Origin of the sequence: Candidatus Thioglobus sp. (assembly GCA_028228555.1) — a bacterium.
Taxonomy (GTDB): Bacteria; Pseudomonadota; Gammaproteobacteria; order PS1; family Pseudothioglobaceae; genus Thioglobus_A.
Genome location: JAOJBP010000009.1, coordinates 28,379 through 50,256, shown reverse-complemented (window position 1 = coordinate 50,256; position 21,878 = coordinate 28,379). Strand labels below are relative to the sequence as shown.

General features: G+C 38.0%; 26 protein-coding genes and 3 tRNA genes. 19 read left to right on the top strand and 10 right to left on the bottom strand.

The genetic code is table 11. From position 1 onward, the window contains the following. Positions 1–96: 96 nt before the first annotated feature. Both N9Y32_05605 and N9Y32_05600 read left to right on the top strand, forming a co-directional pair. On the top strand, positions 97–282 hold the full coding sequence (locus tag N9Y32_05605) for a hypothetical protein (GenBank protein ID MDB2590487.1): 186 nt from the start codon (positions 97–99) through the stop codon (positions 280–282). Between the two features lie 48 nt (positions 283–330). Further along, on the top strand, positions 331–1,275 hold the full coding sequence (locus N9Y32_05600) for a KamA family radical SAM protein (GenBank protein MDB2590486.1): 945 nt from the start codon (positions 331–333) through the stop codon (positions 1,273–1,275). Here the strand turns inward: N9Y32_05600 and N9Y32_05595 are convergent. After that, a complete protein-coding gene (locus N9Y32_05595) occupies positions 1,267–1,788 on the bottom strand; it encodes a TlpA family protein disulfide reductase (GenBank protein MDB2590485.1) in 522 nt (173 codons plus the stop codon). The genes N9Y32_05600 and N9Y32_05595 overlap by 9 nt on opposite strands. Before the next feature lie 15 nt (positions 1,789–1,803). Here N9Y32_05595 and arsC point away from each other — a divergent pair, with 15 nt between their 5' ends. Then, positions 1,804–2,151, top strand: coding sequence for an arsenate reductase (glutaredoxin) (arsC, locus tag N9Y32_05590; GenBank protein MDB2590484.1), 348 nt, complete (start codon positions 1,804–1,806; stop codon positions 2,149–2,151). Between the two features lie 9 nt (positions 2,152–2,160). Here the strand turns inward: arsC and N9Y32_05585 are convergent, their stop codons facing one another. Genes N9Y32_05585 through N9Y32_05565 form a run of 5 tightly spaced genes read right to left on the bottom strand, consistent with a single transcriptional unit; the run spans position 2,161 to position 5,009 of the window. Next, complete coding sequence (locus tag N9Y32_05585; GenBank protein MDB2590483.1) at positions 2,161–2,829, bottom strand: glutathione S-transferase family protein; 669 nt, start codon at positions 2,827–2,829, stop codon at positions 2,161–2,163. A gap of 25 nt (positions 2,830–2,854) precedes the next feature. Next, a complete protein-coding gene (gene rlmH, locus N9Y32_05580) occupies positions 2,855–3,322 on the bottom strand; it encodes a 23S rRNA (pseudouridine(1915)-N(3))-methyltransferase RlmH (GenBank protein MDB2590482.1) in 468 nt (155 codons plus the stop codon). Between the two features lie 6 nt (positions 3,323–3,328). Continuing rightward, positions 3,329–3,667, bottom strand: coding sequence for a ribosome silencing factor (rsfS, locus tag N9Y32_05575; GenBank protein MDB2590481.1), 339 nt, complete (start codon positions 3,665–3,667; stop codon positions 3,329–3,331). Next, entirely contained in the window at positions 3,664–4,290 is a 627-nt protein-coding gene (gene nadD, locus N9Y32_05570) for a nicotinate-nucleotide adenylyltransferase (protein ID MDB2590480.1), read from the bottom strand. The genes rsfS and nadD overlap by 4 nt, the downstream gene beginning before the upstream one ends. Beyond that, positions 4,287–5,009, bottom strand: a complete 723-nt coding sequence (locus tag N9Y32_05565; protein MDB2590479.1) for an MBL fold metallo-hydrolase — start codon at positions 5,007–5,009, stop codon at positions 4,287–4,289. Before N9Y32_05565 ends, nadD begins: the two co-directional genes overlap by 4 nt. 79 nt (positions 5,010–5,088) lie before the next feature. Between N9Y32_05565 and N9Y32_05560 the strand changes: the two genes are divergently transcribed. Both N9Y32_05560 and N9Y32_05555 read left to right on the top strand, forming a co-directional pair. Continuing rightward, a tRNA-Ala gene (locus tag N9Y32_05560) sits at positions 5,089–5,164 on the top strand. A 19-nt stretch (positions 5,165–5,183) separates the two neighbouring features. Continuing rightward, positions 5,184–5,258: transfer RNA gene (locus N9Y32_05555), tRNA-Glu, on the top strand. Positions 5,259–5,398: 140 nt separating this feature from the next. On the opposite strand, the gene N9Y32_05550 is transcribed toward N9Y32_05555, so the two are convergent. Next, positions 5,399–5,794: a cytochrome c gene (locus N9Y32_05550; protein MDB2590478.1), complete on the bottom strand. Its 396-nt coding sequence runs from the start codon at positions 5,792–5,794 to the stop codon at positions 5,399–5,401. A gap of 105 nt (positions 5,795–5,899) precedes the next feature. Here N9Y32_05550 and N9Y32_05545 point away from each other — a divergent pair. The 3 genes from N9Y32_05545 to pgeF all read left to right on the top strand — a co-directional run bounded on the left by N9Y32_05545 (position 5,900) and on the right by pgeF (position 7,876). Beyond that, positions 5,900–5,977, top strand: a tRNA-Glu gene (locus tag N9Y32_05545). Between the two features lie 221 nt (positions 5,978–6,198). Further along, complete coding sequence (gene rluD, locus N9Y32_05540; GenBank protein ID MDB2590477.1) at positions 6,199–7,149, top strand: 23S rRNA pseudouridine(1911/1915/1917) synthase RluD; 951 nt, start codon at positions 6,199–6,201, stop codon at positions 7,147–7,149. After that, a complete protein-coding gene (gene pgeF, locus N9Y32_05535; protein MDB2590476.1) occupies positions 7,136–7,876 on the top strand; it encodes a peptidoglycan editing factor PgeF in 741 nt (246 codons plus the stop codon). The genes rluD and pgeF overlap by 14 nt, the downstream gene beginning before the upstream one ends. Positions 7,877–8,005: 129 nt before the next feature. On the opposite strand, the gene N9Y32_05530 is transcribed toward pgeF, so the two are convergent. From N9Y32_05530 to mutM, 3 genes are read right to left on the bottom strand one after another with little or no spacing between them, the layout of a single operon-like run. Next, positions 8,006–8,224 carry a DUF2798 domain-containing protein gene (locus N9Y32_05530; protein ID MDB2590475.1) on the bottom strand — a complete coding sequence of 73 codons (219 nt, stop codon included), beginning with the start codon at positions 8,222–8,224 and terminating at the stop codon, positions 8,006–8,008. Then, positions 8,224–8,634 (bottom strand): S24 family peptidase, encoded by a 411-nt coding sequence (locus N9Y32_05525; GenBank protein MDB2590474.1) that lies wholly within the window; start codon positions 8,632–8,634, stop codon positions 8,224–8,226. The genes N9Y32_05530 and N9Y32_05525 overlap by 1 nt, the downstream gene beginning before the upstream one ends. Then, positions 8,631–9,440: a bifunctional DNA-formamidopyrimidine glycosylase/DNA-(apurinic or apyrimidinic site) lyase gene (gene mutM / locus N9Y32_05520; GenBank protein ID MDB2590473.1), complete on the bottom strand. Its 810-nt coding sequence runs from the start codon at positions 9,438–9,440 to the stop codon at positions 8,631–8,633. Before mutM ends, N9Y32_05525 begins: the two co-directional genes overlap by 4 nt. 87 nt (positions 9,441–9,527) lie before the next feature. On the opposite strand from mutM, the gene N9Y32_05515 reads away from it, so the two are divergent. From N9Y32_05515 to gatA, 11 genes are all read left to right on the top strand, one after another. After that, positions 9,528–10,112 (top strand): urate hydroxylase PuuD, encoded by a 585-nt coding sequence (locus N9Y32_05515; protein ID MDB2590472.1) that lies wholly within the window; start codon positions 9,528–9,530, stop codon positions 10,110–10,112. 524 nt (positions 10,113–10,636) lie between these two features. After that, positions 10,637–11,599: a hypothetical protein gene (locus N9Y32_05510; protein ID MDB2590471.1), complete on the top strand. Its 963-nt coding sequence runs from the start codon at positions 10,637–10,639 to the stop codon at positions 11,597–11,599. 129 nt (positions 11,600–11,728) lie between these two features. Then, positions 11,729–12,529 carry a folate-binding protein YgfZ gene (locus tag N9Y32_05505; GenBank protein MDB2590470.1) on the top strand — a complete coding sequence of 267 codons (801 nt, stop codon included), beginning with the start codon at positions 11,729–11,731 and terminating at the stop codon, positions 12,527–12,529. Positions 12,530–12,558: 29 nt separating this feature from the next. Beyond that, the gene (locus N9Y32_05500; protein ID MDB2590469.1) at positions 12,559–13,224 is read left to right on the top strand and encodes a type III pantothenate kinase; all 666 of its coding nucleotides are present in this window, start codon (positions 12,559–12,561) and stop codon (positions 13,222–13,224) included. A gap of 44 nt (positions 13,225–13,268) precedes the next feature. Beyond that, positions 13,269–14,468 (top strand): tryptophan--tRNA ligase, encoded by a 1,200-nt coding sequence (locus tag N9Y32_05495; GenBank protein MDB2590468.1) that lies wholly within the window; start codon positions 13,269–13,271, stop codon positions 14,466–14,468. Positions 14,469–14,498: 30 nt separating this feature from the next. Beyond that, positions 14,499–15,227, top strand: a complete 729-nt coding sequence (locus tag N9Y32_05490; GenBank protein ID MDB2590467.1) for an rRNA pseudouridine synthase — start codon at positions 14,499–14,501, stop codon at positions 15,225–15,227. Between the two features lie 460 nt (positions 15,228–15,687). After that, positions 15,688–18,456: an isoleucine--tRNA ligase gene (gene ileS / locus N9Y32_05485; GenBank protein ID MDB2590466.1), complete on the top strand. Its 2,769-nt coding sequence runs from the start codon at positions 15,688–15,690 to the stop codon at positions 18,454–18,456. After that, entirely contained in the window at positions 18,456–19,532 is a 1,077-nt protein-coding gene (aroB, locus tag N9Y32_05480; GenBank protein MDB2590465.1) for a 3-dehydroquinate synthase, read from the top strand. Before ileS ends, aroB begins: the two co-directional genes overlap by 1 nt. A gap of 20 nt (positions 19,533–19,552) precedes the next feature. Further along, positions 19,553–20,137, top strand: a complete 585-nt coding sequence (locus N9Y32_05475) for a hypothetical protein (protein MDB2590464.1) — start codon at positions 19,553–19,555, stop codon at positions 20,135–20,137. Positions 20,138–20,139: 2 nt separating this feature from the next. Further along, positions 20,140–20,427, top strand: coding sequence for an Asp-tRNA(Asn)/Glu-tRNA(Gln) amidotransferase subunit GatC (gene gatC, locus N9Y32_05470; protein MDB2590463.1), 288 nt, complete (start codon positions 20,140–20,142; stop codon positions 20,425–20,427). 7 nt (positions 20,428–20,434) lie between these two features. Then, positions 20,435–21,877 (top strand): Asp-tRNA(Asn)/Glu-tRNA(Gln) amidotransferase subunit GatA, encoded by a 1,443-nt coding sequence (gatA, locus tag N9Y32_05465; GenBank protein ID MDB2590462.1) that lies wholly within the window; start codon positions 20,435–20,437, stop codon positions 21,875–21,877. Position 21,878 lies beyond the last annotated feature (1 nt).

Here is a 21,878-nt window from a genome sequence, read left to right as displayed (position 1 = left end):
TTAAATGGTTATAATATTACCTTTATCTTATGTCAGTTGAAAAAAAGCTCTGATGTAAGCAGCAAAATTATAAACATTATTTAAGGAGTATTAGCAATGACTTACTATGAAGGCGTTAAAAAAATGGAAGAAATGGGCGTAAATGACAACTATATTCAAGGTTGGGTTGCAGGCTTCCTAGGTAATCCTGAAATTGAAGAGCAAAGAAGAACAAGCGAGTATGAATCAGGTTATGAAGATGGCCAAGAGCATACAGATGAAAACTTCGCTAACTTCTGTTAATAGCTTCAAGTAAAAACGAATTATAAAAGCCCCTGACGGGGCTTTTTTATGTCTATGGCTCAGTGGAATCAACAAGCTAGAAAAGTGCTAAAAGGTGCAAAAATCAGTAATGATTTTTTTAATATCGAAGCATTCGAAGATTCAAATTTTCCTATTAAAATCCCTTTGGAATATGCCCAACTGATTGATAAAAATAACCCTGATGATCCACTGCTTAAGCAAGTTATGCCACAAGCCAGCATAGATCTAATGGGCTTTAGCAAGTCACCTTTGAATGATGAAGAAAATTCACCGGTAGCTGGACTCATCCATAAGTACACTAATCGAGTACTATTGATCACCTCCCAAGTATGCGCTATTCATTGTCAATATTGCTTTAGACAAAACTTTAATTACACACAGCATGATGCAATGAGTAATTGGAATGAGATTGAGCAATACATACAAGCAGATAAAAAAGTGAATGAAGTCATACTAAGCGGTGGAGACCCTTTAAGTTTAAGTGATGATAAACTTAAAAAGCTAATTCACAATATTGAAAATATCAAACATATTAATGCCATTCGTATTCACACTCGCAGTGCAGTAGTCATGCCTAGTAGAATTACTTCGGAGCTAGCTAATTTACTTAGATCAACTCGATTAAAAGTGGTAATAGTTTTTCATGTCAATCACTCGCAAGAATTATCAGCAGGATTTGTTCAGCAGATTACCAAATTAAAAGATTTAACTTTACTTAATCAGGCAGTACTCTTAAAAGGGGTAAACGACCATATTGATACATTAAAAAAACTTAGTCTAGATTTGTTTAAAGTTGGAATCTTGCCTTATTACTTGCATATGCTGGATCCTGTATCAGGCGCTGAAAGATATTTCATTGAAGATGAGGTGGCGCTTAAATTACACCAACGATTAAAATCTGAATTAAGTGGTTATCTCGTACCAAGACTGGTTAGAGATGAGGGTAAATCTTCAAAAAGTTGGCTACTTTGAAATAGCATTTTTCAAAGATTCAATATCCATTTCACCCATTTTAAAATCAACTAACTTTCCCTTTGGATTGTAAACATAAGTAGTTGGCATGCCAATTACTTCACCAAAATTAGGAAACTGAGGACTGTTATGTTCGTCAAACAGGACTATTGGGTAGTTAACCATAAAGGTGTCAGTAAATTCTTCAATGGCTTTTTTATCAGCTTGCTCGTAGTCTAGTCCAAGGATTAAAACTCGATCTTTATTGTTCTCATAGAACTCTACGAAAGCAGGAATTTCTTTCAAACAAGGCGGACACCAGGTTGCCCAAAAATTAATCACTAGATATTTTCCTTGGGTTGATTGATTGGTGTGGATATTTCCTTGGGTATCAATCAAAGAAAAGTTAGGTGCTATAATTTGTTTATCTTGCTGTTGAGCAACCTTAGCAGCGTCCACAATTTGATCAACAGTCATGCCATGCGCACTATTAAAGCCAGCAAGTAGAGAGAGTATAATAATAATTTTTTTCATAACAACCTTTTTAATATGAGCACAATAATTTACCACAACCCTAGATGTACAAAATCTAGATTAACACTAGACATTTTAGAAGAAAAAGACCTGGATTTTGAAATAATTAAATATCTAGAGTCTCCACCAAGCTTTGATGAGTTAAAAGCTTTGATGAGCGAGCTTAAAACCGATGCAAGAGGCCTAATGAGAACTTTTGAAACAGCCTATAAAGAGAATAACTTAGATGATACATCACTGAATGAAGATGAGCTAATTCAAGCTATGATCGATAATCCGATTTTAATAGAACGTCCAATTGTTCGAACAGATAAAGGCGTTGCCATTGGTAGACCTCCAGAAAACATTCTAGCGATCATTTAATAAATGACTTTAGTAATCTTCTTCTACTAAAAGAGTAGAAAGATGACCTTCACGTCCTTCTATATTGGAATAATAAACATCATCTAGCCCATCGACAACAGAAGTTTTGACAGTTTCAACTTCTAAAATCGCCTCACTCCAAGCATTTAAATTATTAAATTCTGCAAGTGATAGCGCGTTGTTGGTAAATTCATTAATCCAAGCTAGGCGCATAAAAATAGGCGCAAAAGCGGCATCAATCATATTAAATTCATCGCCATTAAAGAATTTTTCAGAGCCTTTAATTGATTCAACCTTGGCTAGTTTGGTAAATAGCGAAGCTTTAGAGGTATTGAACTTTTTCTCATCACCGGTAACAATACCGAACATATCGCCTAGCAGGTCACCTGAAAAGATGATCCAGGCGCGATTATTAGCACGCTGAATAGCATCTTTAGGATGGAAGCTTGTTTGGCTAATTTCTTCAATAAATTCAGTAATCACCAAGGACTCAAATACAACTTGATCGTCCACTTTAAGAAGGGGAACTTCTCCATTAGGAGAAATTTCCTTAAACCAGTCAGGTGGGTCCATTGGGTTAATATAAGTTATCTCAAAATCATGATTTTGGATATTTAGAGAAATAATTGCACGCTGTGCAAATGGGCAAAGTTTAAAGCTGATGAGTTCTAATTTCATTTTATTTCCTTTAGTTAATGGTTGATTATTCTCGATGATAAGGATGATTTGTTAATAATGAGTGTGCTCGGTAAATTTGCTCAACCGCCAGCAGTCTGGCCATCGAGTGAGGCAGTGTTAAATTTGATAATCCCCAGAGCAGATTAGCATGAGATTTAACCGTATCGCTTAAGCCGTCAGCACCACCAATAATAAGCGATATCGTATCACCACTTTGCTGCCAATTACTCAAATTTTGAGCAATAGTCTTGGTTGTATGCTGTTTTCCATGCTCATCAAAAGCAATTACAAGATGAGAGTCTTTAACTGCTTTAAGAATTAATTCACCCTCCAACTCTTTTATTTGCGTAATGTTTTTACCTTTGCGCTTTTGAGCCTCTAATGCAATGAGACTAAAGTTGAGTTGTGTGGGGAGTTGTTTTTGGTAATGATTAATCCCAGTTTGTATCCAATCTGGCATTTTTTTGCCAATTACAACCAGGTTAATCTTCATTGACTTTTAGTCGTTTTCAGCGCCAGACCAAAGCCTTTCTAGTTTGTAGAATTCTCTAGTCTTTTCAGTCATCAAATGAACAACTACTTCTGCTAAATCAACCAATACCCAATGACCAGTTTCGGTGCCTTCAATACCAGATACTTTCATACCTAAGCGTTTAGCTTCAATTTTAATGTTATTAGCAATACCACGAACATGCTGAACAGAGCGACCTGTTGCAACAACAATAGCTTCAATATCAGCACTTTGGTCAAGCACTTTAAGGGTGACGACATTTTCGCCTTTTAATTCGTCAATAGTATCTGTGACAACTTTAAGTTGCTCTTCTAGGTTTAGGCTCATAATTTTTGTAGATAGTTAATAATACGCTTTGGAATTAATTCATCCAAGCTCTGTTGTGCGTGTATTTTACCCTCTTGCGAAGTTTTAAACAGAATACCGCGAATATCACTTGAAGAAACATCATAAAGGTCTGTTTTTGCAAAATAAACTAGACCTGCGCTTTTGCTAGGAAGATCTTTAGAGTTTTGGGTTAGTGTAAATCCAGCATAATTTTGCTCATTTATTTCCCCAGGTCTTGCTAGAATTATCAAATGACAATATTGATGAAATTTTTGATAGTCTCTCCAACTAGATAATTGGTTAAAGCTATCCATGCCAATAATCAAGCAAATAACCTCTTCTGGAAGCTCGAGTGCAATTTCTTTTAGCGAGTCAACACTATAAGATTCACTTTTTCTGTTAATTTCTCGAGTATCCAGGCTAAGCTCTGGAAAGTCTTGTATGGCCATTTGTAGCATTTGAAGGCGCTGCTCTGTGGAAAAGGTTGGTGTTTTTTTATGAACAGGCTCTCGACATGGCATTAAAAATAGCTCAGACAAGTTAAGCTCATTTTTAAGCTGTTGTGCATTATTTAAATGCCCAAAGTGCACAGGATCAAACGAACCCCCAAAAAATCCAATCATAGCATGGCTTTAACTTCTTTTAAAGTCAGTGCTTCAGTCGGATAGGCGACCAGCCCTTGCGACATACCCTGTACGAAACTGGTAAAGTCAGCCTCACTATCTAATAGTAAATACGCATTGCCAGATTTTTGCTCAGCCATCGTGGTGTTAATTTTGCATCCATAATCATGTCCACAATGAAGCATGACATTATCATCAACCTTTTTAAGCTTTTGCATAGAGTCATAAAGTTCCTTAATACTTGCACCTGGAAGGCTACAGTGGCCAGCACCATAAACAAACAATGTATCGCCTGCAACAATATGTCCATCTAATAAATAGCAAATACCACCAGCCGTATGCCCAGGCGTATTGATAATTCTTGCAGTAGTACCTCCAAGGCTAATGACATCATCGTCATTAACGGTTGCTAAATCATTCTTAATATCTAAATAAGGTAGCTCATTAATACCAGCAGTGATTTTGGCGCCAGTCTTTTGTGCAATTTCATCCGCTGCATTGGTATGATCTCCATGCCAATGGGTTAGCCAAATATCAGTAATCTTGTAGCCTTTATCTTTAGCATAGTTGATAAAAAGATCAGCATGCCAAGCAGGATCAATAATGGCGCAAGTTTTACTATCATGATCAAAAATAAAGTGAATAGAGTTTTCATAAGTACCCAGGTGATACATAATATCAAGTGAGTAAGTTTTTTCTTCAAAGGTTTGTAGTTTCATACAATTATTTTACCAATAATAGCTTGACTAATTTAACTTCAGCATTATAATTTACCTCTTTTGCTACGCACCAAGTTTTGGGGCTATAGCTCAGCTGGGAGAGCACGTCGCTGGCAGCGACGGGGTCAGCGGTTCGATCCCGCTTAGCTCCACCAGTAGTAGTAGAAATGTTATGTCGCCTTCGTCTATCGGTTAGGACCCCAGGTTTTCATCCTGGTAAGAGGAGTTCGATTCTCCTAGGCGATGCCATACACTAAAAAACCTGATTTAATAAAATCAGGTTTTTTTTCGTCTTCACTATTGCTGACATCTAGAAGCTTGTTGGTAGTTAACTTACACTTCCAGATGAATAATATTTAAAATTGCCATCAAATAGCGCTAATCTGAGTCTAGTTACTTCCGTGACCTTTCTTTTTATGCTCCTTGTATTCTTTCGACAAAACAGTATCTTTGTCAAATAAATATTCTGCGATTTCTTCTACATCATTCTGGCTATAGCCTAATTTTGGCATAATATTGAATTTACGAATTGCACCAGGCATTAAGGCTACTTCCGCTTTTGGCTCTTCAACCCATTCAATAATTTGAGCAATAAAATCCTCTCTTTGTGGATAAGCTTGTCGCACGTGGTCAACTACGGCAAAGATTGGCGGCGCAATTTTAACACTAGCGTTTGGCGTATGACAGCTGGCACATAATTGTCCATACAACTCTTTTCCATCACTTGCAAAGACGTTGTTCATCAAAAAAATAGCGGCGGTAATACCTGTGATTTGTATTTTCATAGTTTTCTTCTTTTTATTTAAAAAAACTATTATATATAATAATATAATAATATAATAATAAAAAAAATTACTATTACTCTTGGCAATCTCAATTAAAATAGTTTTGTCGCGTTCGTCTAGTCCGGCCCAGGACCCCAGGATTTCATCCTGGTAACAGGAGTTCAAATCTCCTACGCGACGCCAAATTACTTCGACTTCTTCTTTTTTGTGATGTTAAACCGCTAAATTCTTTCAATCATATAGAAGGTCGCTATACTCAATTAAGAATTCAGCAATTTGCTTTGCAGACAGAAAAAATACCTATAGTTACAAATTTATTTTTTTCATCGTCTTTTTAACTTCTACCATGTTAAATATAAAAATACATCATAGATGGTTGACGATTACTAAGTAAAATATCGACCATGAGCTTATTAAACATTGTTATTCCAGATCGCCTAATTGGCCAACGCATCGATAGCGCTTTAGCCACCATGCTGCCTGATTATTCACGTTCTAAGATTACCAGCTGGGTGCGTTCAGGTAGGGCACTGGTGAACGACAAAGCTTTTAAAGCCAAAGAGAAGGTACTAGGTGGCGAAGTGGTTGCTTTGTCCATCATCCAAGAAAAGTCTAATGCCTGGCTAGGTGAAGATATTCCTATTGACGTGGTGTATGAAGACGACGATATTATCGTATTGAATAAACCAGTTGGCTTGGTCACACATCCAGGTGCAGGTAATTGGACAGGCACACTTGCTAATGCACTACTTCATTATGAACCAGCACTCGCCACACTTGATCGTGCCGGTATTGTTCACCGTTTAGATAAAAATACCTCGGGTTTAATGGTGGTAGCGCGTAGTGAATTGGCACAAAAAAATTTAGTTGAGCAGTTGCAAACGCACGCAGTTTCGCGCGAATATTCTGCCATTGTTTATGGCCATATGATTTCTGGTGGTTCGGTGGATGCGCCTATTGGTCGTGACCCTAAAGATAGAATCAGACAAGCTGTAGTTGAAGAGGGCGAGGGTAAACAAGCGGTTACACACTATCGAGTGATTGATCGATTTAAGCACCATACGCATGTTAAATGTATTTTGGAAACCGGGCGAACTCACCAAATCCGTGTACATATGTCGCATATTGAACATCCACTGATTGCAGATCCGATGTATGGTGGAAAAATACGCTTTCCTAAAAAAGCTGAAGAAGAATTAAAAGATGTTTTAAAAGGTTTTAATCGTCAAGCTTTGCATGCCAAAAAGCTCACATTAATGCATCCTATTTCTGGCGAAGAAATGTCTTGGAAGGCGCCATTACCAAAAGATTTGGATGATTTACTTAAAGCGTTAGCAAAGTTTGACCCTATCTAGCAACAAACAGCAATTTGGCTTTCCAGATAACGTACAAGTGGTTTCCACCATGCGTTATTTGGACAATCCGCTTAAGAATTTGTCAGCTGAAAATGGCTATGCTGATTTTAATTTAGCCATGCATGTTGATGATAATGCACAAATAGTGGCACGCAATCGAGTGCAACTTATTCAAGCGTATAGCTTGCCTAGTGAGCCTAAATGGTTAGAGCAGACTCATTCTAATATTTGCTTGGAAGCTTCAAGTGCTGAGTGTATCGGTGACGCCGTTATCACACAAGAAAAGGGCGTAGTTTGTGCAGTGCTAACTGCGGACTGCTTGCCAATTTTTATCTCTAACCAATATGGTACGCAAGTAGGCGTGGTTCATGCAGGCTGGAAGGGTGTATTAAATGGCGTGATTGAATCTACCATTGCTAAGTTTAGCGATACTAATTTACTAACCCACTTTGGTCCTGCTATTTCTCAAACGGCATTTACGGTGGGTGATGAGGTTTATCAGCAGTTCATTGGTAAAGAGGTAAAACTCAAAGATGCATTCACACCAAAAGACGACAAATATCAGCTGGATATTTACGAGGCAGCTAGAATTATTTTAAAAGGTTTGGGTGTTGAATCAATCACAGGTGGTGATGAGTGCACCTTCAAGCAAAAAGATAAGTATTTCTCCTATCGCCGTGATGGTGCGCAATCAGGGCGTATGGCACACCTCATTTGGATTTCATAAGTTTAATTTCCCTTATTTCTTTGTTCTAGCAAAGTCTCAAAATAGTTATTTACTATAAGTAAACGCCTATTTTTCATTTTGTTACGCCGCGATATAAGAAAAATTGACTCTTATGAGTTGATTGGGTAGTTATTTGCTTAAAGATTTGACAATAGCTTTTTTAAAGATTGGTGCAAATATGTAAATAAGCGGGAAGGCAACGATCCATGCGTAAAAGAAGCTTGATAGCCATAAATCAATAGTTTGATCTGTCCAGCCGACATTCTTATAAGTAACAACAAAAGACATGACTAGCACCATAAACAAGGACATGGCTATACTAAAAATTAAGTGCACTTTCTTTTCCATTACTGCTCCTCTTTGGCTTTAACTTTACCACTAATACTAAAATCCATACTCTTAGTCTCTTTATTAAGATGGTAGTAATGCAGTGGCTTTTGCTTACGCTGTTTTTGCTGAATCACACAGCCCACAACCTCAAACTCGCCGTTAAGCTGAATTTCGTCATGCTGTGTATTTAAAGGTATTAAAAATTTATCACCACCTCGTTCAATATATTGGCGGAAATACATATCATTTTCATAGCGCACAACGGCGTAGGCACGATTATGAACGGCCATACCCGGATCAATAATCACAATACAGTTTTCACTAAACTCAGGCTCCATGTAGTTTCCTAAATTTTGCAGTGCAAACGGCTCGGAGTTAATAGCGCAGTTGCTTTCAAATAATTCTTGTGGGGTATCGATATCACTCATGATTGGCAGTTTTTACAATAAAAAGTTGAACGTTGGTTTTGTGTAATTCTTGCTATTTTACCACCGCATGTAGCGCACGGCTTGTTTTCACACCCATACACGTTTAAAGTCTGTGCGAAATATCCAGGCGAGCCATCCACTTGCGAAAAATCTTGCAAAGTTGTGCCGCCGGCTTTAATCGCACGCTCTAAAATTTGTTTAATATTTTGGGTAAGCTTTTTGTAACGCGCCTTAGAAATACTACCTGCCGCACGTGTCGGATCAATACCTGAGGCAAACAAACACTCGCAAGCGTAAATATTCCCCACACCCACAACCACTTTGCTATCCATAATAAAGGCCTTAATATTCTGCACTTTTTTGCGAGACCCTATATATAAGTATGTTTCGCTAAAATCATAGGTCAGTGGTTCCACCCCCAAATTATCAAGCAGTGGGTGTGAGCCATCTTTTGAAAATAACACCGCACCAAAGCGCCGTGGATCATTCAAACGCATGCTTTTGTTATTATCAAAGATTAATTCAAAATGATCATGCTTGCGAAGCACCTCACTACTATCCACCACTTTAATAGAGCCGCTCATACCCAAATGGATAATAAGCGTCCCCACATCAAAACGAATAAGCAAATATTTGCCACGTCTATCAATGCCATTAACTACTTGGCCAGCTAGGATAGTTTTGAGCTCTTTAGGGATCTCCCAGCGCAAATTAGCCCGATGGCGAATCGCATGAGTAATGCGCTGATGTTTAATAAGCGGTAGCAAGCCATTTTTGGTGGTTTCAACTTCAGGTAGTTCAGGCATACATATAGATAAGTAAAAAACTAAAATTGACTTACATCAACTAAATAGCCTATTATAATAGTCAACTTTACAACAACGGAGAGAAAGATGGGTTTTATTAATTCAGTACAAAACAAAATTCTATTGGGTTTTGTTTTATCAATTATTTTATTTTTTAGCTTTAAAGGTAATGTTGCAGAAGCTCAAAATCTAAGTCACTACGGTATGACAGTGTGGCTACATGTGTTTGCAGGTATTATTTGGATCGGTCTTTTATACTACTTTAACTTCGTTCAAGTTCCAGCTATGGGTCAAGCATTAGCTGATACTGATGGCCCAGGTCCTGCAGCAATTGGTAAGTACATTGCTCCGCGTGCGCTACTGTGGTTTCGTATGGCAGCCGCTACAACTTTAATTCTAGGTTTAGTATTGCTTGGCGTTCAAGGTGCGATTGCAAATGCATACATGCTTGCACCAGGTTTTCAGGTTATCGGTCTAGGTACATGGATGGGTACAATCATGGCGTTTAACGTCTGGTTCATCATCTGGCCAAACCAGCAAAAGATCTTAGGTATGAAAGAGGCAACTGCTGAGCAAATTGCAACGGCTAAGAAGAATGCTGCTTTGGCTTCAAGCATTAATGTGATACTGTCGATACCAATGCTGTTAACCATGATTGCATGGCACGCATAAATAGATTCTAATTTTTGCTAACTTCTTTGTTGGATTATTTTACTTAGCTTGTTGTGTACATTATGTACACGCCGGCACTAAATAAAACCTCCGCCTCGAATTTAACTAAAAATTAAAAACTATTAGTGATATAAAAACCGAGACTTGTTCTCGGTTTTTTTTCGTCCGACTTTTGAGGTTTTAAATATTTACAATCTATATGTATAAGATAAATAACAATTAAACCCAATCAAAAATCCATTATTAACAAGGTTTTATAGTCATTTGGCTTTTTTGCAATATTTTTACACAAATGTAGTATTTAGGTAAAAAAACCGTTAAAACAGCGCCATAAAAGGCTTTAAAGAGGGTTTTAGGGGGTTAAAAGCACTCTATTTGTAGTATATTTGCATTTTTTTGTATTTTTTTTGCAAATAAGTGTTGACTTTTAAAATCATATCCTTATAATACGCACCATCTTGACAACATTGTTGAGAAAAGCGCTAGAGCAATCTAGCATAAATTATAAATTTAGGAGTTTTAAAATGAAAAAACAATTACTAATCGCTGCAGTTGCAGCAACTATGGGTACAGCTGCAATGGCTGACATTTCTATCTCTGGTGCAATGAAAGTAAACTACACTAACAAAGATGCTGGTAACGGTACTACTGTAACTAACCATGTTAAGCATGAGACTAACTTATATGTAAAAGGTCAGTCTGGCGATACTTCAGTTCATATGGAATTCAACCAAGACGAAACTGACGGTGATAATACTGAAGGTTCTAAATTTACTACTGAAGATGTATGGATGCAAACTAAGGTTGCTGATGTAACTATTAAGTCTGGTACTTGGAATGGTTCTGACTCATTAATGTCAAAAGATACTGATCGTGCATCTGGACAGTACTCATTAGCAACTTCAATGGCTGGTGTTTCAGTTACTGTAACTGGCGAAACTGCTAATGCAAGTACAGGTGTTACTTTAGCAGGTACTGTTGCTGGTGCAAATGTTTCATTCAAGAATGAATCTCACCAAGATCAAGTTAAGATTTCTGGCGATATCGCTGGTGTAAATGTTGCATTTCATAACTTAGATAGCAATACTGCTAACGCTGATAAGCAGTCAGTTCAAGTTTCAACAACAGTTTCTGGTGTTGAGCTAACTTATGCACAGGTTGATGCAGATTCTGCTGCAGTTATTTCTGGTGATTCATACCTTGGTGATGCTGCTGCATACAATGTTGGCGGTGCTACAGGTATGGCTGCTGGTGATGATATCTCTGGTTTTGGTCTTAAGACTACTGTTGCTGGCAACACTATTCAAGCTAAGTTAATTACCATTGATGATTTCTCAGCTTCTAAAGATGTTGACGTAATGAAGTTTGTTGCTACTCGTGCATTAGCTGGTGGCGCAACTTTTGAAGCAACATACACTGAAGTTGATGGTGATGCTACTGCAAACGACTCTGAAACTTTAGATCTTGAGCTATCTGTTAAATTCTAAATCTTATTTAGAAAACAGTTAACTTAACTTCTTAAGTTAAGTACTTAAAACCTCAGACTTTGGTCTGGGGTTTTTTTTCGTCTAATGAAAATTGGTTTAAAATAGGTGTTTTTTATCTATCTTAAGAATATGATCTGTCAATTAAACCATCGAACCCTTTTAGAGCTCATTGGAAAAGATGTCCAAAGCTTTTTACAAGGCCAATTTTCTAATGATATCAATACTTTAGAACAAGGAGTTGTTCAGCTAAATGCTTATTGTCAGCATCAGGGTAAGATTATTGCGCTGATCTGGGTGATGAAAAAAAATGAAAGCTTTTATTTGTCATTTCCGATAGATTTAGCGGATGTAATCATTAAACGACTAACCATGTTTAAGATGATGTCAGATGTACAGATTAGTGATTTAAGTAATGACATGATCCAGCTGGGTATTATTGATGAAGATTTTAAGGGTGCTTTTAAGCTTAATAATCAGCAGTCTGTGGCCTTGGTTGAAACGCTAGATGCTGTTGAGTTGGTGGATGAGAATATCTGGGAAAAATCTTGTGTTGAAAATAGTATAGCTGAAGTAACGCTAGACACTTCTGAGCAATTTGTACCGCAGTTGTTAAATTTGGATATTGATGAAGTAGGTGTAAGTTTTACCAAGGGTTGTTATCCTGGCCAGGAAGTGGTGGCACGTTTGCATTATCTAGGTAAATCTAAGCGCAGACTTCGCATGTTTGAGTGTAAAGATGATTTAAAGGTAGGTGATAAGCTATTTGCTTTGAGTTCAAGCTCAGCTAAAGCGTCAGGCGTTGTTGTGCGTCGTGTAAAATTAGACGCAAAATCATTATGCCTGGCTACGATAGAAATTGCGCATGAGGATGATCAAATTACACTTAATGATGCACAGGGTGCTAAACTCACCAGGATAATCCGTGGATAGATCTGTATTACTAAGCATTGTATTGGCATATGCCTAATTTATTTATAGATATTGGCAATACCGCCATTAAATGGCTGTTTGATGGGGGCTATGAGTCTGTTTTAATTTCAGACTTTAGTGCTGAGTTTCTACCCGAGGCTGATCAAATTTTTGTCAGCTGTGTTGGTGATCGATCTATTTTAAAAAGCTTAAAAAATACAGTATTTGTTGAATCAGAACCAGCTTTTGGGCGATTTATTTCAGCCTATGAAATGCCCCAAGATCTAGGAGTGGACCGTTTCTTGGCAATGATTGCAAGCATGGATCAGTATTTTAATCAAACATGCCTTATTATTGATGCAGGTAGTGCACTGACGTTTGATTTGGTGCTTGCTGATGGCCAACACAGAGGCGGATTAATTATGCCGGGCTTGGGTGTTTTACGCCGTAGTTTTGGGCAATTTTCTAGTGAATCAAAACAGTTGTTGTTGCGCCAGAGCGCTAACAATACGACTGATGCCTGGGAATATGGCACAGCACAGATGCTGATGAGTGTGATTAATGAGCAAATTAACAGCTATCTGAATCAGTATGGTGATTTACAAATTATCCTAACAGGTGGTGATGCCAAGATGATTGGGATTAGGCTCAATCAGCAAACTCAAATCAAACCAAATTTAGTTCTAGACGGGCTTGCGCTTTACGCACAAGCTTAGACAGCCTTGGTATAATGCGCGTTAATTAACTTAACGCTAGAGCAATGCAAGACAATCGAGTTTTATCCGGCATGCGACCAACAGGTCAGCTGCATTTGGGCCATTTTCACGGTGTATTAAAAAATTGGCTTGAGCTACAAAATGAGTATGATTCTTACTTTTTTGTAGCTGATTGGCATGCTTTTACCACGCATTATTCAGACAAAATTGATCTTGAAGCAAATGTGATAGAAATGGTGGTTGATTGGCTTGCAGCTGGTATTAATCCAAATACAGCAACGATCTTTGTTCAGTCAAAAGTGCCAGAGCATGCTGAGTTGCATTTATTATTATCCATGACCACGCCACTAAGCTGGCTTGAGCGCGTACCTTCTTATAAAGATCAACAACTTAAGCTGCAAACTAAAGATCTCGGTACCTATGGATTTTTAGGCTATCCTTTATTGCAAAGTGCAGATATCTTGATGTACAAAGCTGGTTTGGTGCCAGTTGGTGAAGATCAGGTTGCACACATTGAGCTGACTCGTGAAGTCGCCAGGCGCTTTAATCATATCTATGGTCGTGAAGTAGATTTTGAAGAAAAAGCCAAAGCCGCTATTGGCAAAATGGGCAAAAAACCAGCTAAGTTATTCCGTTCATTGCGCAAGGCTTATCAAGAAACGGGTGACGATGAAGCTTTAGTTAAAGCTCAAGCTTTACTACAAGAGCAGCAAAATATCACCCTGGGTGATCTTGAGCGTTTAGCAGGCTATATTGAGGGCACTGGAAAAATTATTTTGCCGGAGCCAGTATCTTTACTCACCAAGGCATCAAAAATGCCAGGTTTAGATGGGCAAAAAATGAGTAAGTCTTATGGCAATACTATTTCTTTAAGAGATAAATCTGAAGAAATTGAGGCTAAAGTTAAGCGCATGCCAACAGATCCTGCGCGTATTAAACTGACTGATGCAGGTGATCCGAATAAATGCCCTGTTTGGCAATTGCATGAAATATACTCAGATAGCCAGACGCGTGACTGGGTTGTTGATGGTTGCACGAATGCTAAGATGGGTTGTGTGGAATGTAAACAGCCGGTCATTAAAGCGATTCAGATTGAGCTTATGCCTATGCAAGAGAGTATTGCTAAGTATCAAGCAGATCCAGATTTAATTAAACAAATTATTCATGAAGGCTCTCAAAAAGCACGAGGTGTCGCCAAGGAAACCATGGAAGAAGTGAGAGATTCAATGGGTATTACATACTAATTATAACTAACAAATTACAAGAAATTTATTATGGCTGAAAGACTACAAAAACTAATTGCAACAGCAGGTTATGGCTCACGTCGATGGGCTGAAAGACTTATTGAGCAAGGGCGTATTGAGGTCAATAATAAGACATCTCAAATTGGCGACAAGTGCGAGATAACCGATAAGGTAAAAATTGATGGCAGAAGTATTGATCTTGAGCGTTATAAAGAAGAAGAAACTAAAGTACTTATTCTTAATAAACAAGCTGGTGTAATTTGCTCTAATAAAGATGATGAAGGGCGCAAGAGTGTTTATAGCTTACTTCCTAAAGAGTCTAGATGGGTTATGGTGGGTCGTTTGGATCTTAATACTTCTGGTTTGTTGTTGTTTACTAATAATGGTGATTTGGCCAATAAACTCATGCATCCAAGTTCGCAAATTGATCGAGAATATGCTGTTCGAGTATTAGGTCAAGTGGAAAGTGAAGATATTAAACAGCTAACCACCGGTGTTGAATTGGACGACGGAATTGCTAAATTTATTAGAGTAACTATTGGGGGTGGTGAAGGCGCTAATCGTTGGTATAAAGTGGTGCTTAGAGAGGGTAGAAAACGAGAGGTTAGAAGACTTTGGGAGTCTTTAGGTTTTAAAGTGTCACGTTTAATCCGTATTCGTTATGGTGAAATTCGCCTGCCTGAAAATCTTAGAGCTAATGAATATGACTATTTAAAACCTGGACAGGTTAGATTGTTGCTTGATGCGGCCAAACTCTAGGCTAATATTTAAAAAGTTAACCTAGGTCAAATATTTATTCCTACATTGTTGATAGAATGCTGTTGTTAAAAAGAAAACAGGAAAACGACAATGATTATGAACGAACTTAACGCTGATACGGTGTTTTACATGAGCCTATTAATGGTTGCATTAGCAATTGTTAGCTTTATTATTTTTGTTATTGGTAGACGATTTAAAATCTTTAGAAAATAACTCTCTAGAATTTGATTAATTCTAGGTTATTTTCTTAGCCACAATTTCGAGATAATTAAACATCAATAAAATATTGAGAGTGGTGGCAATTTTTGCACCATCTTCAGGCGTACTGGTTGTTTTTTAAAGCTTTACTTGTCATTGATAAAATAGCTATATATCATGCTTAACTCTTAATTTTCGTTTTCAAAAAACCAAGCCTATCACGTATAATGGTGTTTTTTAGTTTTTATACTTTTTAGTGCTAATGTCTGATTACAAATCTACTTTAAACCTACCTGCCACTAAGTTTGCCATGAAGGCAAATCTTGCAAATCGTGAAGGTGGATTTCTTAAAAAATGGCAAGACGATGATTTGTATGGTCAAATCCGTGCGCATAATCAAGGTAAGCCTCAATTTACATTACATGACGGCCCTCCATATGCGAATGGTGACATTCATATTGGCCATGCTGTTAATAAAGTTTTAAAAGATATTATTGTTAAATCTAAGTCTTTATCTGGCTTTGATGCGCCTTATGTGCCAGGCTGGGATTGCCATGGTTTGCCAATCGAGCTAAATGTTGAAAAAAAGAAGGGTAAGGCTGGGGTAAAAATTGATGCCAATTCATTTAGAGCGGAATGTCGAAAATATGCCGATGTTCAAGTCGCTAAACAAAAGCTTGATTTCCAGCGTTTGGGTATTTTAGGTGACTGGAATAATCCATATTTAACCAAAGACTTCCAGTACGAAGCAGACATTGTTCGTGCCTTAGGGAAAATTGTTGACAACGGCCATGTATCTAAAGGCTATAAACCTGTTCACTGGTGTACTGAGTGTGGCTCAGCTTTGGCAGAGGCTGAAGTAGAATACAAAGATAAGCAATCAGATGCTATTGATGTTAAATTTCGCATTATTGATAGCAGTATATTTAAGGTTGATAAGCCAGTTTTTGTGGTTATCTGGACCACAACACCATGGACACTCCCTGCCAATGAGGCTGTCGCTCTTCACCCTGAAATGAGTTATGTATTAGCAGATACTGGTGATGAGTATTTATTGTTAGCACAAGATTTAGCTCAAGATGCTTTAGCACGTTATGAGCTTCAAGCTAATATCACTTCTGCAGTTTTTACCGGTAGTGATCTAGAAGGTTTGCAAGCACAACATCCGTTTTACGACAAGCAAGTGCCAATTATTTTAGGTGAGCATGTAACTACTGATGCCGGTACTGGTGCAGTTCATACCGCGCCGGCGCATGGACAAGAAGATTTTGTTGTTGGTAAACAATATGACTTACCTGTTAATTGTCCGGTTGATGGCCGCGGTGTATTTTTTGACGATACCGAGCTATTGGCTGGTCAATTTATTTTTAAAGCAAACGCCAGTGTTATTGAAATTTTAAAGTCAACTAATACGCTGGTTAAACATGCGCCATTGTTACATTCATACCCTCATTGCTGGCGACATAAGACACCGGTTATTTTTAGAGCTACACCACAATGGTTTGTCTCTATGCAGGACAATGGATTAAGAGATGCGGTTAATGCAGAAATTCCAAAGGTAGACTGGATTCCAGATTGGGGCAAGAAGCGTATCGAGTTGATGGTGGGTAATCGCCCTGATTGGTGTATTTCGCGTCAAAGATTTTGGGGTGTTCCAATCACATTGTTTACTCATAAACAAACAGGGCAGCTGCATCCAAATACTCAAGAATTATTTGTTAGTATTTCAGCAATGATTGAAAAAGAAGGGATTGAGGCTTGGTTTGAAACAGATATTAAAGATTTATTAGGGGCTGATGCGCAGGATTATGAAAAAGCCACTGACACATTAGATGTTTGGTTTGATTCTGGCGTGAGTCATTTTGCTGTTCTTAAAGCTAGGACAGGCTTGTCTGATGTTGCTGATTTATATTTAGAAGGCTCTGATCAGCATCGAGGCTGGTTCCAATCATCTCTTATTTCATCAGTAGCAATCAACGGCAAGGCGCCTTATAAGCAAGTATTAACCCACGGATTTACCGTTGATAAAGACGGTAAGAAAATGAGCAAATCGTTGGGTAATGTGATGAGCCCACAAAAAGTAGTGAACAATTTAGGCGCTGATATTTTACGCTTATGGATTGCTTCTACTGATTACACCGGTGAGATGACTGTATCTGATGAAATTCTAAATCGTTCAGCAGATTCTTATCGACGTATTCGTAATACCATGCGCTTTATGCTGGCAAATACTAGTGGTTTTAACCCAGTACAAAATGCAATCGCGTTTGATAATATGCTAGATTTAGATAAGTGGATTGTGTCTACAACAGCAGACCTACAAGTGCAAATTTTAAAAGCTTATGAGCAATATAATTTTCATCATGCCATGCAACTTATTCTAAATTTTTGTAGCAATGATTTGGGTGGATTTTATCTGGACGTCATCAAGGACAGACAATACACCACTCAAGAAGATTCTAGAGCAAGACGAAGCGCCCAAACAGCGCTTAATCATATTCTTGAGACAATGGTTCGTTGGCTTTCTCCTGTGTTGTCATTTACTGCTGAGGAAATTTGGCAAAATATGCCTAATGAAAAATCACAAAGTATTTTCTTAAGCGAATGGTATGAAGAACTGTCAGTGGGTTATGAAAATATTGCTATTGATACTGCTAGAAATATTAACCCATTCATTCGTAAGCAAATGGAAGTCATGCGAAGTGACAAAACGATTGGTTCGTCGTTAGATGTGCAAGTTGATTTGTATTGTGATGAGAAAATTTATCAAGCTTTAGATCAACTAGACGATGAACTTCGCTTTGTGTTTATTACTTCAGATGCACGTATTCATCCATTGATTGACAAAACTGATGAATGTATTGAAGCATTAGAAGGTGTATTTGTTAAAGTGAGTAAATCAGAAAATGAAAAATGTGTGCGCTGTTGGCATCATCGTGAAGATGTTGGTCAGCATGCTGAGCATATTGAATTGTGCGGCCGTTGCATTGAGAATGTTGCTGGTGATGGTGAAAAGCGAGAGTACGCCTAATGAAGACACTACAGCTTGATTTAGGCGTTAAATCTTATCCGATTTATATCGGTCAGGCGCTATTATCTGAGGCAGAATTACTCACTAAGCACATTACTGGTAAGCAGGTAATGATTGTTACCAATACAACAGTAGCCCCTCTTTATTTAGAGCAGATTAAGTCATTATTTGGTTCATTTAAAGTGGCTGATGTTGTTTTGCCTGATGGCGAGCAATATAAAACACTGGACACAGTGAATTTAATTTTTGATGCTTTATTGGAGAATCGTTTTGACCGCTCATGTACCCTAATCGCCTTGGGTGGCGGTGTTGTTGGTGATATGACAGGATTCGCTGCTAGTAGCTATCAGCGCGGTGTAAATTTTATTCAAATTCCAACCACACTACTTTCTCAGGTTGACTCTAGTGTCGGCGGAAAAACAGGCGTTAATCATCCTTTAGGAAAAAACATGATTGGTGCATTTTATCAGCCAAAATGTGTACTAATCGATGTTGATACGTTGGATACTTTGGATGATAGACAGTATGCAGCAGGCATGGCTGAGGTTATTAAATATGGATTACTAGGAAATCGTGATTTTTTAAAATTTTTACAAGATAATATCCATAATTTAATGAATAGAGATAAGGATTTGATCACTCAAGCAGTATATCAATCTTGTTCAGATAAAGCTGATATTGTTGCCCAAGATGAGTTGGAATCTGGCAAAAGAGCTTTATTAAATTTAGGTCATACTTTTGGCCATGCTATTGAAAATACACTAGGCTACGGGGTATTTTTACATGGTGAAGCGATCTCTGTAGGGATGTTAATGGCGGCGAAACTATCACAACTAGAAGGTGATTTAACTAGCCAAGAGGTATCTGAAATTCAAGATTTATTAGAAAAATCTAATTTACCAATCAGTGTAGACGGTAAAATTAGCGCTTCTGAGTTCTTATCAGCTATGAGCGTTGATAAGAAGGTGATTGATGGCAATATTCGACTCATTTTAATGAAAAAATTAGGTGAATCATACATCAGTGATAAGTATCAAAAAGAGAAGCTAGATCAAGTAATTGGGGATTTTTGTTAACCATAATATAAGGGTAGTAAATGACAGATAGTAAGCAAAAAAAAGCACCAATCAAAGACGATGAAGTGATGATTACTTCAAGCATTTCTGATTTGGAAAAAATGCTCGAAAATGCAGATAAGCGCACTGATTCAAAATTCGAACGTATGTTCTTGCCAGCTTTGGCTGTTTTTAGTGCAATTATCATGGGCTTCTTTGTTGTTATTTATACAATCACCACTGACATGACACGCCTTGCTGATGCTATGGATCCAAAAATGGCTAGCAACATGTCATCCATGGTGGGTAGTATTGAAAAACTTTCAAATAATGTTAATTCAATGACGACATCTGTCGCTCAAATGCAAAAGAGCTTTTCAAAGGTTGGTAAAAATATGGACGTCATTGCATTAAAACTAAATGCATTAGATTCTATTGCGGTTGATTTAACGCATGTTAGCGTGAAAATGGATTCATTAGAGCCAATGCTTATTAATATGGAAGAAATGAACAAAAATATGACAGATATGCAAACTTCTATGCAATGGATGCAACGTGATTTAAACATATTACGCTCTTCATTCTCTAAGCCACTTAGAATCTTTAACAAGATTCCAATGTTGTAATTATGTCGTTGTCTGAACAGCAAGTTACTCAAATTGCTTATTTGGCGCGTTTGTCATTAAGCGCTGGTGAACTTCAAGAAAACACCAAAGATTTAAACGCTATTCTTGGCTTGGCTGAGCAGCTAGGCGCTATTAATACAGACGATATTGAGCCTATGGCTCATCCACTGCACATGACTCAGCGCCTGCGTGCAGATGTAGTAACCGAGCATGACCAAGCAGATTTATTTCAATCTATTGCGCCAAAAACGGGCAATAAACATTATTTAGTGCCAACGGTGATCGAATAAGATGAGCATCCATAAGAAAACCATTGCTGAGCTTGCGCAAGGCCTTAAAGATAAAGAATTTTCATCGGTAGAGATTACTCAGCATTATTTAGATCGAATTAAGCAGTCAGATTTAAACGCCTTTATCACGGTGACTGATGAATTGGCCATGAGTCAAGCACAAATGGCTGATGAAAAAATCGCAGCAGGTAGTGCTAATATTCTGACAGGTATTCCTTATGCGCATAAAGATATTTTTTGCACAAAAGGGGTTAAAACCTCAGCTGGCTCTAAAATGCTGGATAATTTTATCTCACCTTATGACGCTACAGTTTCTCATCAACTAAATCAGGCCGACACAGTTATGTTGGGCAAGGTTAATATGGATGAATTTGCCATGGGATCGAGTAATGAAAACTCGTTTTATGGCGCCGTTAAAAATCCATGGAATACCGATAAAATTCCAGGCGGATCATCGGGTGGCTCGGCAGCTGCTGTAGCAGGTGGGTTAAGCTGTTTTGCTACAGGAACAGATACGGGCGGCTCTATTCGCCAGCCTGCTAGCTTGTGCGGCATCACAGGCCTAAAACCAACTTATGGACGTGTTTCTAGATATGGCATGATCGCTTATGCATCGAGCTTAGATCAAGCAGGGCCGATGACTAAAACAGCTCAAGACGCGGCTATTGTTTTAAATGCAATGGCTGGTTTTGATGAAAAAGACTCGACCTCTGCTGAGCAAGAAGTGCCAGATTATACGGCTAATTTGAATGATTCTATCAAGGGTTTAACCATCGGCCTACCTAAGGAGTTTTTCTCTGAAGGTTTGGATGATGGTGTGGCATCTCAGGTTATGAATGCAGTCAAAGAGTTTGAGGCCATGGGTGCAACTGTTAAAGAGATCTCCCTGCCTAATTCTGCTTACGCTATTCCTACTTATTATATTGTCGCACCTTGTGAGTGCTCATCAAATCTGTCACGACTTGATGGTGTGCGTTATGGCTATCGTTGTGATAATCCTAAAAATTTAGAAGATTTATATTTACGCTCACGTTCAGAGGCTTTTGGCGCTGAAGTTAAACGCCGAATTATGATTGGTGCTTATGCTTTATCAGCAGGTTATTACGATGCCTATTATTTAAAGGCCCAAAAAACACGCCATCTAATTAGCGAGGACTTTAAAAAAGCCTTTGGTGAGGTTGATGTCATTATGGGGCCTGTATCTCCAACAACCGCATTTGATTTGGGCTCAGTAAAAGATCCAGTATCTATGTATTTGGCTGATATTTACACGCTCAGTGCAAATCTTGCAGGCTTACCTGGTATGAGTATCCCGGCAGGATTCTCCAATAAACTACCAGTTGGCTTGCAGCTGATTGGTAACTATTGGTCTGAATCAAAATTACTTAATATTGCCCACCAGTTCCAACAACAAACTGATTGGCATCAGCAGATGCCACAGGAGAATTAAC

Coding starts and splice junctions, on each gene's coding strand:
- N9Y32_05500 (MDB2590469.1), top strand. CDS start 12,559: ATGCCTAATTTATTTATAGATATTGGCAATACCGCCATTAAATGGCTG.
- N9Y32_05550 (MDB2590478.1), bottom strand. CDS start 5,794: ATGAAAATACAAATCACAGGTATTACCGCCGCTATTTTTTTGATGAAC.
- N9Y32_05530 (MDB2590475.1), bottom strand. CDS start 8,224: ATGGAAAAGAAAGTGCACTTAATTTTTAGTATAGCCATGTCCTTGTTT.
- rlmH (MDB2590482.1), bottom strand. CDS start 3,322: ATGAAGATTAACCTGGTTGTAATTGGCAAAAAAATGCCAGATTGGATA.
- nadD (MDB2590480.1), bottom strand. CDS start 4,290: ATGATTGGATTTTTTGGGGGTTCGTTTGATCCTGTGCACTTTGGGCAT.
- N9Y32_05605 (MDB2590487.1), top strand. CDS start 97: ATGACTTACTATGAAGGCGTTAAAAAAATGGAAGAAATGGGCGTAAAT.
- N9Y32_05505 (MDB2590470.1), top strand. CDS start 11,729: ATGATCTGTCAATTAAACCATCGAACCCTTTTAGAGCTCATTGGAAAA.
- arsC (MDB2590484.1), top strand. CDS start 1,804: ATGAGCACAATAATTTACCACAACCCTAGATGTACAAAATCTAGATTA.
- ileS (MDB2590466.1), top strand. CDS start 15,688: ATGTCTGATTACAAATCTACTTTAAACCTACCTGCCACTAAGTTTGCC.
- rsfS (MDB2590481.1), bottom strand. CDS start 3,667: ATGAGCCTAAACCTAGAAGAGCAACTTAAAGTTGTCACAGATACTATT.
- aroB (MDB2590465.1), top strand. CDS start 18,456: ATGAAGACACTACAGCTTGATTTAGGCGTTAAATCTTATCCGATTTAT.
- N9Y32_05600 (MDB2590486.1), top strand. CDS start 331: ATGTCTATGGCTCAGTGGAATCAACAAGCTAGAAAAGTGCTAAAAGGT.
- rluD (MDB2590477.1), top strand. CDS start 6,199: ATGAGCTTATTAAACATTGTTATTCCAGATCGCCTAATTGGCCAACGC.
- N9Y32_05585 (MDB2590483.1), bottom strand. CDS start 2,829: ATGAAATTAGAACTCATCAGCTTTAAACTTTGCCCATTTGCACAGCGT.
- mutM (MDB2590473.1), bottom strand. CDS start 9,440: ATGCCTGAACTACCTGAAGTTGAAACCACCAAAAATGGCTTGCTACCG.
- N9Y32_05515 (MDB2590472.1), top strand. CDS start 9,528: ATGGGTTTTATTAATTCAGTACAAAACAAAATTCTATTGGGTTTTGTT.
- N9Y32_05565 (MDB2590479.1), bottom strand. CDS start 5,009: ATGAAACTACAAACCTTTGAAGAAAAAACTTACTCACTTGATATTATG.
- N9Y32_05475 (MDB2590464.1), top strand. CDS start 19,553: ATGACAGATAGTAAGCAAAAAAAAGCACCAATCAAAGACGATGAAGTG.
- N9Y32_05525 (MDB2590474.1), bottom strand. CDS start 8,634: ATGAGTGATATCGATACCCCACAAGAATTATTTGAAAGCAACTGCGCT.
- N9Y32_05510 (MDB2590471.1), top strand. CDS start 10,637: ATGAAAAAACAATTACTAATCGCTGCAGTTGCAGCAACTATGGGTACA.
- N9Y32_05595 (MDB2590485.1), bottom strand. CDS start 1,788: ATGAAAAAAATTATTATTATACTCTCTCTACTTGCTGGCTTTAATAGT.
- N9Y32_05495 (MDB2590468.1), top strand. CDS start 13,269: ATGCAAGACAATCGAGTTTTATCCGGCATGCGACCAACAGGTCAGCTG.
- gatC (MDB2590463.1), top strand. CDS start 20,140: ATGTCGTTGTCTGAACAGCAAGTTACTCAAATTGCTTATTTGGCGCGT.
- N9Y32_05490 (MDB2590467.1), top strand. CDS start 14,499: ATGGCTGAAAGACTACAAAAACTAATTGCAACAGCAGGTTATGGCTCA.